The organism is Candidatus Pedobacter colombiensis (assembly GCA_029202485.1).
GTDB lineage: Bacteria > Bacteroidota > Bacteroidia > Sphingobacteriales > Sphingobacteriaceae > Pedobacter > Pedobacter colombiensis.
Map to the genome: position 1 here is coordinate 991,998 of CP119313.1, position 13,163 is coordinate 1,005,160.

Annotated in this window: 9 protein-coding genes and 1 rRNA gene; 2 read left to right on the top strand and 8 right to left on the bottom strand. The window is 39.2% G+C overall.

Translation table 11 applies throughout. The annotated features are described in order from the left end of the window. Positions 1–25 precede the first annotated feature (25 nt). Both rrf and P0Y49_03965 read left to right on the top strand, forming a co-directional pair. Positions 26–137, top strand: a 5S ribosomal RNA gene (gene rrf, locus P0Y49_03960). A 297-nt stretch (positions 138–434) separates the two neighbouring features. Beyond that, positions 435–1,415: an acyl-ACP desaturase gene (locus P0Y49_03965; protein ID WEK20295.1), complete on the top strand. Its 981-nt coding sequence runs from the start codon at positions 435–437 to the stop codon at positions 1,413–1,415. A gap of 78 nt (positions 1,416–1,493) precedes the next feature. Here the strand turns inward: P0Y49_03965 and P0Y49_03970 are convergent, their stop codons facing one another. From P0Y49_03970 to P0Y49_04005, 8 genes are all read right to left on the bottom strand, one after another. Continuing rightward, entirely contained in the window at positions 1,494–4,886 is a 3,393-nt protein-coding gene (locus tag P0Y49_03970; protein ID WEK20296.1) for a methylmalonyl-CoA mutase family protein, read from the bottom strand. 149 nt (positions 4,887–5,035) lie between these two features. Then, entirely contained in the window at positions 5,036–6,700 is a 1,665-nt protein-coding gene (locus P0Y49_03975; protein ID WEK20297.1) for an alkaline phosphatase family protein, read from the bottom strand. A 71-nt stretch (positions 6,701–6,771) separates the two neighbouring features. Further along, on the bottom strand, positions 6,772–8,058 hold the full coding sequence (locus P0Y49_03980) for a bifunctional folylpolyglutamate synthase/dihydrofolate synthase (GenBank protein ID WEK20298.1): 1,287 nt from the start codon (positions 8,056–8,058) through the stop codon (positions 6,772–6,774). A gap of 40 nt (positions 8,059–8,098) precedes the next feature. Next, a complete protein-coding gene (locus tag P0Y49_03985) occupies positions 8,099–8,917 on the bottom strand; it encodes an energy transducer TonB (protein ID WEK20299.1) in 819 nt (272 codons plus the stop codon). Next, positions 8,917–9,318 (bottom strand): biopolymer transporter ExbD, encoded by a 402-nt coding sequence (locus P0Y49_03990; GenBank protein ID WEK20300.1) that lies wholly within the window; start codon positions 9,316–9,318, stop codon positions 8,917–8,919. Before P0Y49_03990 ends, P0Y49_03985 begins: the two co-directional genes overlap by 1 nt. Continuing rightward, positions 9,318–10,028, bottom strand: a complete 711-nt coding sequence (locus P0Y49_03995; GenBank protein ID WEK20301.1) for a MotA/TolQ/ExbB proton channel family protein — start codon at positions 10,026–10,028, stop codon at positions 9,318–9,320. Before P0Y49_03995 ends, P0Y49_03990 begins: the two co-directional genes overlap by 1 nt. A 2-nt stretch (positions 10,029–10,030) precedes the next feature. Then, entirely contained in the window at positions 10,031–11,389 is a 1,359-nt protein-coding gene (locus tag P0Y49_04000) for an SPOR domain-containing protein (protein ID WEK20302.1), read from the bottom strand. 53 nt (positions 11,390–11,442) lie between these two features. Next, a complete protein-coding gene (locus P0Y49_04005; GenBank protein ID WEK20303.1) occupies positions 11,443–13,161 on the bottom strand; it encodes a TonB-dependent receptor in 1,719 nt (572 codons plus the stop codon). Positions 13,162–13,163: the final 2 nt, after the last annotated feature.

Consider the following 13,163-nt stretch of genomic DNA (forward strand, 5'->3'; position numbering starts at 1 on the left):
TATATAACTAAATACTTAAAAATATTTAGGTGCCTATATCGGTGGTGTCCACCTCTTCCCATTCCGAACAGAGAAGTTAAGCCCACCAGAGCCGATGGTACTGCGGTAACACGTGGGAGAGTAGGTCGGTGCCAAATCTTAAAAGAAAGCCTTTCAGGAAACTGAAAGGCTTTTCTTGTTTATAACCCTTTTTTAAGGTTCTTTTTAAGAGGATACATCGCTGTCTTTTGATGGCTTAATATGGTCTTATAATCAATAGAAATCAAATAATTGAAGATTGGAAATACACTTAGCTTAAAAGGCAATTGTTGATAAACATTTTGGGGATGCAATTACCTTTGTTTTAGGTCAATAATTGCGAATAAAATAATGCTAATGCCGTAGATTGTGCATTTTTTGGTTATCTTTGATACAAAATTTAAAATATAAAACGAATGAGTTTTTTCGCAGAGAAAAGAAGGGAAGTAATGTTGCACATAGAAGGTTATATGCTTGATATGATGGAGACTTACTTAAAACCAATTGACACAAATTGGCAACCGGCTGATTTCTTGCCAGATTCTACAAGCGAAACATTTTTCCAGGATATAAAAGTACTACGTGAAAAGGCCAATGATCTTTCTTATGATCTGGTAGCAGTTTTAATTGGTGATACCATTACTGAGGAAGCCTTGCCAACTTATGAATCATGGTTGAGTATGGTGGATGGAATTTCAAGGAATGAGCAAGGAGGATGGATGAAATGGGTACGTCACTGGACTGCAGAAGAAAATAGGCATGGTGATTTACTGAATAAGTATCTTTATCTTTCAGGTCGTGTAGATATGCGTCAGATGGAAATCTCTACGCAATATCTGATTGCTGACGGTTTTGATATAGGTACAGGTCATGATCCTTATAGAAACTTTATTTATACCAGCTTCCAGGAATTGGCTACAAATATATCGCACAGAAGAGTGGCTTCATTGGCTAAAAGAGATGGAGATGCGTTATTGTCTAAAATGTGTGGTGTAATTGCATCGGATGAGGCTCGTCACGCAAAAGCTTATAAGGATTTTATGAGTAAAATCTTTGAAGTAGATCCTAATGAAGCAATGATCGCTTTTGAAGATATGATGCGTCAGAAGATTGTGATGCCGGCGCATTTCCTTCGTGAGATGGGCTTGAAGATCGGACAAACTTTTGGACATTTCACAGATGCAGCTCAACGTCTAGGTGTTTATACAGCTATTGATTATGTAGAAATCATGCAGCAGTTAATCGAAGAGTGGAAATTGGATAGTATGCGTGATTTAAACGAGGCTGGAGAAAGAGCTCGTGATTACATCATGGCACTTCCTTCGAGATTGTTGCGCGTTGCAGATCGTATGAAAGCTCCAACAATGGAATATAAGTTTAGCTGGATACATGCTTAACTAAAAGATATCAATAAACAAGAAAGGCTGAATAATTAATTATTCAGCCTTTCTTGTTTTATAACACTGATGCCTCAGTTACATATTTCTTCGGTATTGACCACCAACTTCGTAAAGTGCATTGGATATTTGACCCAGTGAACATATTTTACAAACCTCCATCAGTTGTTCAAAGATATTGTCTCCTGCAATGGCAGATTTCTGAAGATTCTTTAATGCAGCATCAGCCTTGTCAGAATTTCTATCCTGGAATAATTGTAGTGCAGTAATTTGGTATTGTTTTTCTTCTTCTGTAGCTCGAATAACTTCTCCAGGGACAATCGTTGGAGAACCATTTTTATTCAGGAAAGTATTAACTCCAACAATAGGGTATTCTCCTGTATGTTTTAAAGTTTCATAGTAGAGACTTTCTTCCTGAATTTTGCCGCGTTGGTACATGGTTTCCATTGCACCCAATACACCTCCTCTATCGTTAATTCGTTTAAACTCCTGAAGTACGGCTTCTTCTACCAGATCGGTAAGATCTTCGATTATAAAAGCTCCCTGTAAAGGGTTTTCATTTTTGGCGAGACCCAGTTCACGGTTTATGATTAACTGAATCGCCATCGCTCTGCGAACGGACTCTTCGGTAGGCGTGGTAATGGCTTCGTCATAAGCATTGGTATGCAGTGAATTGCAGTTGTCGTAGATGGCATATAAAGCCTGCAAGGTTGTACGGATATCATTAAAGTCTATTTCCTGTGCGTGTAGTGAGCGCCCGGATGTTTGAATGTGATATTTTAACTTTTGCGATCTGTCATTTCCTTTGTATTTGTTTTTAATGGCTTTAGCCCATATACGGCGCGCAACGCGACCAATAACAGAATATTCGGGATCAATGCCATTAGAGAAGAAGAAGGATAGGTTAGGCGCAAAATCATCTATATTCATCCCTCTGCTCAAATAGTATTCAACAAAGGTAAAGCCGTTGCTTAATGTAAATGCCAGTTGTGAAATGGGATTTGCGCCTGCCTCTGCAATGTGATAGCCTGAAATGGATACCGAATAGAAATTGCGCACCTTCTCGCTAATAAAATAACTTTGGATATCGCCCATCATCCTTAAAGCAAACTCTGTTGAGAAGATACAGGTATTTTGTGCCTGATCTTCTTTTAGAATATCTGCCTGAACGGTACCACGAACCGTGCTAATGGCATGTGCTCGTATTTTGTCGTAGACATCATCAGGTAGAACCTGATCGCCCGTAACGCCTAAGAGCATTAAGCCAAGGCCATTATTTCCTTCAGGAAGTGCGCCATTGTAAGTCGGCCGCTCTTGTCCTTTGGCTTTGTAAATGTCCTTTATCTTGTCGCTAACTTCTTTTTCTAATCCATGTGTAATGATGTATTTTTCGCACTGCTGATCGATGGCTGCATTCATAAAAAAACCTAACAGCATAGGAGCAGGACCATTGATGGTCATGGAAACAGACGTTGAAGGTGCACAGAGGTCAAAACCTGAATACAGTTTTTTAGCATCATCAATAGTTGCTATACTTACACCTGAGTTACCAATTTTCCCATAAATATCCGGCCTGATGTGTGGATCTTCACCATAAAGGGTAACAGAGTCGAAGGCTGTAGATAAACGGTGAGCTGGTTGACCCAAGGATACATAATGGAATCTTTTGTTGGTTCTTTCCGGACCACCTTCACCGGCAAACATACGTGTAGGATCTTCTCCTTCACGCTTTAATGGGAATACTCCAGCCGCATAGGGGAATTCTCCTGGTACATTTTCCGTTAAAAGCCAACGAAGGATGTCACCCCAGTCTTCATATCTAGGTAATGATACCTTCGGAATTTGTAATTTCGATAAGGATTCATAGAACAAGGGTTGTTTAATTTCTTTATCCCTTACTTTGTAAACGAAAAACTCCTGCTTGTATTTTAGCTTGGTTTCCGGCCATTGACGGAGCAAGCGTTTGCATTCTCCATCCAATTGCTCTTCAAGGTGCTTGTATACATCCTCCAGTGTCTGAGTAAGGTTTTTACTTGCTGGAATATTTTTTACGGTAAGCTCTTCTTGTGATAATTTAATTACGCCCTGCAATTGATACAACTTGCGGGCAATGGTACTTTGTTTATCAACCCATTCATTATAAGTCTGGCTGGATTCAGCAATTTCTGCTAAGTATCTGATCCTGTCTGGCGGAATGATGTATATTTTTTCTGACTGCTCAGCTGTAAGTTCCATCTGCGCATCAAATTTAACACCTGTTTTTTCTTCAATCTTATCCATTAATGAAGTAAACAGGTTATTCATGCCAGGATCATTAAATTGTGAAGCCATAGTCCCGAATACCGGTATGGTTTCATCTTTGGCATCAAATAGATTATGATTGCGCTTATATTGTTTGCGGACATCCCTTAAGGCATCAAGGGCACCTCTTTTGTCAAATTTATTTATAGCTACCAGGTCCGCAAAATCAAGCATATCGATTTTTTCGAGCTGGGTTGCCGCGCCGAACTCCGGAGTCATAACATATAAAGACACATCGCAATGTTCGGTAATCTCGGTATCAGACTGACCAATTCCGGAGGTTTCGACAATGATGAGATCATATCCGGCTGCTTTGCAGATGTCAATACTTTCCTGTACATTTTTAGATAATGCGAGATTGGCTTGTCTGGTTGCCAGCGAGCGCATATATACACGTGGGTTATTGATGGCATTCATACGAATCCTATCTCCCAGTAATGCACCGCCCGTTTTACGTTTGGATGGGTCGACAGATATGATTGCTAAGGTTTTATCTTTTACTTCTATTAAGAATCGCCTCACCAACTCATCCACAAGAGATGATTTTCCTGAACCACCTGTTCCTGTAATACCTAATACTGGGGCTTGATTGCTTAAAGTTAGTTTTTTGAGCTCGTTTACAAATTTCTGAGCAGCTTCAGGATCATTTTCTGCTACAGTAATGGCAGCGGCGATACTCTTAATATCTTTCTGAGGAATAGATTTAAGTTCTCCGTTTAATGATTTTGTAGTGATGTAATCGGTTTGCTCCAGCATGTTATTGATCATACCTTGCAGACCCATTTTACGGCCATCATCGGGAGAATATATTCTTGTGATGCCGTATGCCTGGAGTTCTTCGATTTCTGAGGGTAATATTACACCACCGCCACCGCCAAATATTTTAATATGGGTTGCACCACGTTCCTGAAGGAGGTCGTACATATACTTGAAATATTCTATATGACCACCTTGATAGGAGGTCATTGCAATACCCTGAACATCTTCTTGAATTGCACAGTTTACCACTTCATCAACAGAACGGTTATGTCCTAAGTGTATGACTTCGGCTCCTGAGGATTGCAGGATACGGCGCATGATGTTGATTGTTGCGTCGTGCCCGTCAAAAAGTGCAGCAGCAGTAACAAAACGGATTTTATGTTTGGGTTTATAAATTTCAATTTGCTCCATAATAGGTTTTATAATCGGTATGCAAAGGTAACAAAAACTGAGAGGAGCTAGGTAGAAACAGGCTTATCAAATACACTAAGGAGGTAAACAAAAAGGCTGTTCTGGTTTTTGTTCCAGAACAGCCTTTAAAGATGGTATAATAGCTCCTTTTATTGATGTGTAAGCTCTGTAATTGGTTCGCCAATACAGCCGCTAGGCATTTGTATGTGTAACATGGCAGCTAATGTTGCCGCAATATCCGTCATGTAATGTTGTTTATTGGTTTTTCCGGCTTTCACATTCCAGCCCATAAATACACATGGTATATGCGAATCATAGGGTGCCCATGCGCCGTGGGTTGTGCCTGTTTTACCTCCACTAAAGTAATTCGATTTTAATATATAATATACATCTCCACTTCGGCGGGCATTATACCCATAAGTCAGGGATTTTTTAATTTGTTCTGGTAAGGTTGTGGTTGCAAGTTTGCTGAGGTCAACTGCATCAAAGACTTCATCTTTGGTTCTTAATATATCAATAACCAAAGATTTTATAGCATCAAAGTCTGCTTTAGCTGATTTTATGGCTTCGCGGTTAAAGTAAAACTGACCATTTGCAGAAGCTGTTATGGCTTTCTTAATTTTAAAGTTTTCTTCTATTGCTGCATTCAAGTCTTTAAGGACTGCACCTTCATCAAAGGTTCCTCCAGGTAATTTGTGCTCAGTCATAAACCCAGGAACGTGTGCTGCACCATGATCAGCTGAAAGGAAGAACAGGTAATTTCCTTTACCAAATTTGTTGTCCAAATAATTAAAGAAATCTTCCAGATCCTTATCTAGTCTAAGATAAGTATCTTCAGCTTCTACAGAGTTTGGACCATATTGGTGACCTACATAATCCGTTGCCGAGCAGCTCACCGCTAAAAAGTCTGTCGTATTATTTTGTCCCATTTTCTCCGCAGAGATAGCTAATTTGGCCAGATCAAGGGTGATAGTATTTCCATAAGGCGTACTTTTAATGATCTCGTAATTTTTGCCTATGTAAAGTTTTAGCGGGTGTGGGAAAGTGGGTGTTTCTTCTCCTTTGGTTTTCCTTTCGTAGATTTTGTTATCTTCAGTACTTTGGGTGTAGCTATTAATAGGGTATAGGGTATTCCAGTTTTTTGCAAAAAACTGATCTGCAGTTTTCTGTTTGTTATAATCCTGAACCCATGCTGGCAGCTGTTTCATATAATAGGTGCTGGTAATCCAATCACCGGTTTGTCCGTCATACCAGTAAGCAGCATTGGCTGAATGTCCGGCAGGCAGGATAGAGCCACGATCTTTAAGTGAGATGCCTATTACTTTGCTTTTGAAATTTGTCGCTAAACGAAGCTCATCGGTAATGGTAGTGGTTAACATGTTTTTTGGTGACATCACGCCAGCCATTGTACTACTTCCAACTGTTGTTACAGTGGTATCTTCTGCACAATACATATTTCTTTTTAACTTGGCATCATACCAGTCATTTCCGATAATACCATTGATGGCAGGAGTTGATCCCGTATAAATGCTGGAGTGTCCGCAAGCTGTAATTGTTGGGGTATACGGAATTAATGTGTTTTCGGCAGAAAATCCTTCATTTACTAATCTTTTAAAGCCTCCATTTGAATACCTGCTGTAGTATCGGTACAAGTAGTCCCATCTCATTTGGTCTATAATCAGACCTACAACTATTTTTGGCCTGTTTATCTCAGCAGAAGTTTCTTTTGATCCGCTTTTTACCGTCTTTTTTTGAGCTGTTGACAGCTGACTGATCAGAATAAGCGCAGTAAATAATAGGTAAGTTTTTCTCATGATGTGTTTTTGTGATTAGCGGTAAATATAAATACTTGATGATAAGTATTCTTTACCATTATGTAAAGATTTCATAGCACTTCGGCTACTACAAATGTACTGCCACCAATGAAAATAAGATCATTTGCTCCTGCATTCCTTTTAGCAGCCTGAACAGCCAAAGCAACGGTGTCAAAAGTCTGACCATTTAAATCATATTTTTTAGCTTGAGCAGCCAAATCTACAGCTGGTAGTGCTCTTTCTAGCTGTGGTTGGCAGAAATAATAATCAGCATGGACAGGTAGCAATGCCAAAACACCACTGATATCCTTATCTTTTACCATTCCAATAACGATGTGCAAGCGCTCATGATCAGTTGTATAGATGTTTTGCATGACCTCAGTAATACCGGCTATATTATGTCCCGTATCGCAAATGATAAGCGGATGTTCGCTTAATTTCTGCCATCTGCCTTGAAGTCCTGTTAAATCTTTTACATGCTTCAATGCGTCATAAATATGATCATCAGTTATTTTATATCCTTTTTCTTTCAAAATGGCTATGGCCTGTAGAACGGTGAGCACATTTTTTAATTGATAAAAACCATTAAGGTCAAGTTCAAGATCCTTATAAAGAAGTTCGAAGCCTTTGTATACTGATGTATTGAGGTATTCCTTTTGTCTGCTTGTATTTGCAACATGGAGTTCCTGATCTGCAAAAAATATCCTGCTTTCAGTCTCCGCTGCTTTTTTAATAAATACTTGCGCGCTTTCCAGCTGCTTTTCTCCAATAACAACGGGGATGCCTGGTTTAATGATACCTGCTTTTTCTACAGCGATTTCGGGCAGTGTATTGCCCAGTATATTGGTATGATCAAGACTGATATTAGTAATGACTGATAGCTCGGGGGTAATGATGTTTGTGGAGTCTAAACGCCCACCTAATCCTACTTCAATAATGGCAATATCTACTTGTTCTTTAGCAAAAAAAGAAAAGGCCATGGCTACAGTAGCCTCAAAAAATGAGGGATTGATCTTCTCGATGATAGACTGTTGTTGATTTACAAAATCAGTAACAAAGTCTTCTGCAACCATTTCTCCATTGATTCTGATGCGCTCTCTGAAATCTTTGAGGTGAGGGGAGGTGTATAGACCTGTTTTATAGCCTGCCTGTTGAAAAATAGCGGCCAACATGTGAGATGTTGATCCTTTGCCATTTGTGCCTCCGACATGGATAGTTTTGAACCTGGTTTGTGGATTCCCCAGGTTTTCGCACATGGCGACTATGTTGTGGAGATCTTTTTTAAAAGCAACAGTGCCAACGCGTGTAAACATTGGCAACTTGCTGTATAAATAGTCAATTGTTTGCTTATAATTCATTTGTAAAGCCTGAGCAGGCAAAATTACCAAAGCGAACGAATTATTTCACTTTAAAGTTGAAAACAACTACACCAATTTGAACATCGGGAGCGGATTCTGACTGTGTTAAGCGTGCTCCCATTACGGCATCTTTACACTTTTGCCATAACTCTCTGTCATTTAGTGTTGTTCCTTTAACTCCTGGAGTGGCATCGATAACAATTCCGCTTTTATTAATTTTTATCCTTACTGCAATTTTTCCTGTTTTTTGTCCATCATCCTGTGGAGTTACCAGGTTGGTAAATTTCCTTAAGGCGATTGGTGTTTCTCCAAAACCGGAACCACCTTCACCATAATTGTTGGCGAGTGGATCGCCGTTAACACTTCCTTGATTACCGGGTGTTTCACCTGTTCCATCACCACCGCCTGTCCCTTTATTGGGTTTGCCTTTATAAAGCGCATTCTGATTGATAGTTGGTTGCGCAGGTTTACTTTCCGTTGAAGTAGCAACTGGTGTGGAGGTACTTTTAGTTGCTTTTGTTTTGATACTTACCGCATCTTCGGTACTTTGAGTTACAATGTCCTTATCACTGGTTTGTGCAGTAGATACTTGAGGAGTAGGTTTGGTAACCACCACTTTGTCTGGTGCTTGTTTGTTTGCATCAGGATCGGCAGACGGTTCTTCAATACTGGTATAATCCGTTCCCATACCTTCTACAGAAGTCCCGTAATTGACTACCATACCACCCATACCTGCTTCAACTTCGGGCTTAAAGGTACCAATGGCAATAAAAAAGCTTAAGGCAAGCAGGACCGCCATGATGCCGGTTGATATCGCTACTGCCTTAGGATAATTATTTTCTTCTTTAGGATAGGTCATTATTTCTTAGGTTCTACAGCAAGTACAACTTTCAGTTTCAATTTGTTTGCTACATCAAATACCTGCATGGTATTTTCTATAGAAACACCTCTGGCAACATAAAGCACAATGGTCAGATCCGGTGAAGCTTTCTGATAAGCTTCTATCATAGGTTGCATCTGATCCAATAAAACCTTTTGTTTATCTACAAAATAATTTAGCTTCTCATCTATAGATACGGTAACGGTTTTTTGTGCCGAAGATTGCTGTCCGGATTCAGAACGTGGTAATAATAGTTTTACTACTTGCGGATTAACTACGGCTGATGCCAATAGAAAAAACAGCAGTAGAAAGAACATGATGTCGTTGAGGGCAGAGGTATGAACCTCTACTGTCCCTCTATTTCTTTTGCGTAGATTCATTATTTACCCGGCTCCTCTAATAAATCAATAAACTCAATTGCATCAGTTTCCATTCTTAGGATGATGCGTTCAACCATCATATTTAATATGTGGTATAATACATAGGCAATGATACCAATGATTAATCCGGTTGCAGAGGTGATCATTTTAGTATAAAGACCGCCTGATATGGTTCCAATTTCAATAGCTCCTTTAATGGAAACATCATGGAAAATGGTAATTACTCCAATAATAGTTCCCACGAAACCAAGCATAGGGGCAATACCGGCAATAATACCAAGTACACCGATGTTTTTTTCCAGCTTGGAGACTTCCAGTTTACCATTGTTCTCAATAGCAGCTTCGATATCTTTAATTGGTCTTCCGATACGTTTTAGTCCTTTTTCCAACATTCTGGCCAATGGAGAATTGTTGTTTTTACATAAGGCAATTGCATTGTCTAATCTGCCATCGTGTATGTATTGTTTAATCTGAAGCATCAGATTGGATTCTGTTTTAGATGCTTTTCGGATGGTAATGTATCTTTCAACAAAAATAACCAGGCCCATAAATGCTAAAAAAGCAAGTGGAAGCATTACCCAGCCTCCTTTTAACAATAGATCTATAAAATGTAGTTCCGGGGCAGGAGGAGTAACGGCCTGATTTAGCGCGTTTGCGGTATCGGTAAGTTGTTTAATGGTATCAGTGGCACTTTGAATTAATGCGATCATAATTATTTAGGATTGTTTGTGTGTCTAACTGTGTAAATGTAAATTCCTGGGATTTTTGTTGTTTTCTTCAGGACTTCAAGTTCTTTTTTCGCACTTTCTTCATCAGTAAATGAACCTATGCTGATTTTTACTCTTTTGCCTGGCATGTCGGCAACTTTTGCCTTGATACCTTTTCTCTTCATGTCAGCAAGGAAGTTATCTGCTTCCTTTTGATTAAGTAGTGATGCCGCAATAATTTCATAAGAAACTGTTTCCTGTTTTTCTACAGGTTTCCTGGTAGCTATGACTGAATCTTTTTTAGCAGAGTCTACAGCAAGAATGGCTTTTTCATTACTTTTTCTGATGCTGTCAGCCTGTGCAATAGAGTCTATTTTTATTTGTTTGTTATCATTAATAGCTGGTACCGTATCTGTTTGTACAACAGGTGGTGGGGAAGTTTTTTTAATAATGCTATCAAACAGTTCGGGTTTTGCCAAATAAATAATTCCGGCAAGTACGATAATGCCAACAAGGGCAATAATTACTTTCAGATATGCAGGCACACCCAGTTTTTCCGGATCTGTATAATCCAGTTCAAAATGAGTAGATCCTTTTTGTTGAGTCTTTTCAAGGGCAGGAACAGGCTCCTTAACATCAATTGCTTTTACAACTTCAGGAGTTTCGATAACAACCGGCGGCTTTTCTTCTTCAACTTGAGGCCCAGGTACAACTTCCGCTATTTCCTCGTATACAGGCTGCTCATCGTGTTCTACTTCTTGTTGCTGCTCAGGTAATTCTGTACTCTCCAAATGAGAAATAAGTACATCATCAGTCAAAGGCTGATCCTCGGCTTCCGGAGCGCCATCACTCAGATCAGCATTGTTATTTTCGAGTGCTAATTGTGCCTCAGGTACATGTGGCTGTTCCTCTTTCTCAGGTAATTCTGCAGCTTGTAAAGACTCTTCTTCCTTACTGCTCAGGTCGGCCTTAACCGTTGGTAATCCGTAAAAATCGAAACCCAGATTGCTTTCCTGCTTAGGAATAAAGGTTAGGCTGCCCATTGTGGTTGAGAAAGTTCCCAGGTCACCAAAATCAGATTCCTGGTGACCGGAAAGTTCATCCAGTATATTTTGAGAAAATTGTTCAACAAAATAAGTTGCTGCATCTACTGATATATTCTTTTTCTTGCTGATCAAATCTGTAAGGAGTGTTTGTTCCTTTAAATCAGAAGTAAAGCTTAATGTATAGCTTGGTGGCAGAAACGAATGCGTATCTATATCATACCTCCCAGGAGATTTCCTTTTATAAATGGTTCCCAGTCCGGGAATTCCCACTTCTTTGTGGGTTTTTATAAGTGTTGTCAGGTATGATAAGATATCCATTCTGGTAAAATTAAATTTTAATTCCGTACCAAGCAATTATTAATTGAAATGCATTAGAACGAATAGGCTACACCGCCAAATATATTCAGCCCAATTGCCTCATAATATAGATACTTGCTGTACTTGGTATTTAGCAAATTATTTACTCTGGCAAAGGCCGAAAATTTGTTGTTAATCTTATAAGTCGCCCCTACACCAAGGTCTACAAAGCCTTTCACTGTAACTACAGTTTCATTGGCCAGATCAGGAATGATATAAGGATTTGCAGGAGCAGCAGTGTAAACTTTTGCTTTGCTATCGTCCTGGATGGCAACAGCTGCATTTAATGTAATTTGTTTGGTAATGGCATACATTAAATCAGAACTTAAACGCAATTGTGGTTTAAACCAGCTTTGTGTTTCTGCTGCAGGTTTATAATCCTCAAAATTCAATTTACCTGTCCATTTTAAGGCATCACTCACCTGTACCGATAATTCGCCTTCAATACCTGTCAGTTTTGTGGTACCAAAATCGTAAATCACATCAAACTTGTTAAAGTGGGCAAAGTCATTTACAAACAAAGCCATATCTTCGATGCGTTTGTGATAGAATCTGGCTTTATAGCCAAATCCGGGACCACCTGTTCCCTTAATACCACCACTGATGCTTAGTTTTTCTATTGAATTTTTGATGGATATGTTGCTATTCAAAAATGGATTTTCATCGGTCAGTTGTTTTAGGGAATTGCGATTCACATCACCTTTTACTTCTCCAAAAATTTCTAAGTAATCAGGTATCAAGGTAAAATCTGCGGTTACAGCTGGGAATATTCTGGTTGAGGAAACTGTTCCAAATTCCTGTACAAAATTGATTCCTGCATTAATCTTAACGCCATTGGCTTGCAGCTTAATGTATGGGTTTAACCTAAGCAGGTTGTTGCCTACATTAGTAAGCGCATCTTTTGTATTGCCAAATTCTGCTGAGGCCGCAAGACCTAAATTGAGACTGCTAATGCGTTTGTTCAGGTAACCATTCAATATAATTGAACTTTCTTTAGCATCGAATTTATCACTCCATACATATCCATTTAATTTAGCTGCATAGCTTAAGGCATCAGGATCATTGGTGAATTTATTTACCAGTTCACCTTCGGCTTCAAGAAAGCTTAATGCCTGTTTTTCTGGATTAGGATTTAAAGTAGGGTTGTTTTTATCAATCCCATAAAAGTACAATCCGTTCCTTTGAAAGTTTAGCCGGCCGCTTAAAGTTACCAGGTCGCCAATGCTTCTACCAAAAACACTTAGCTGTTGCTGGTTTGCACTTTGTTTGTTTAGACTTCCTGATTGCCCGAAATGTCTGAAAAATGCACCAGCTTGTAAAGCCTCATCTCTACCAATATTGATATAGGCTTCAGCCATTGTTGTTGATGCAGAACCGAAAGCGCCTTTAACGTAATTGTTAATCAGTTCCGTTTCTTTTTCTGCTGCCAGCTGTTGGGCCTGTAGTTTATTGATGTCCGAGTTTAATTCAAGTTTTCTATCGGTTAAGCTGTAATTGAATTTTGCTTTATAAGTTTTAACATCATTCAAATCAGGACTTCTCCTTAATTTAACGGCTTCTGCTAAAACAGGCTTATAAGGTCTTACCACTTCAATTTCCTCGGTTACCGCTTTATCTTCTGTTTTTTTCTCTTCCGTTTTCTTCTCGGTCGTTTTTTTGTCTTGCGCGATAGTGTTTAGGGTACCTGCTGCAATAAAAAATAGGGTTGTATATATTAATTTGGTCAATCTCATGT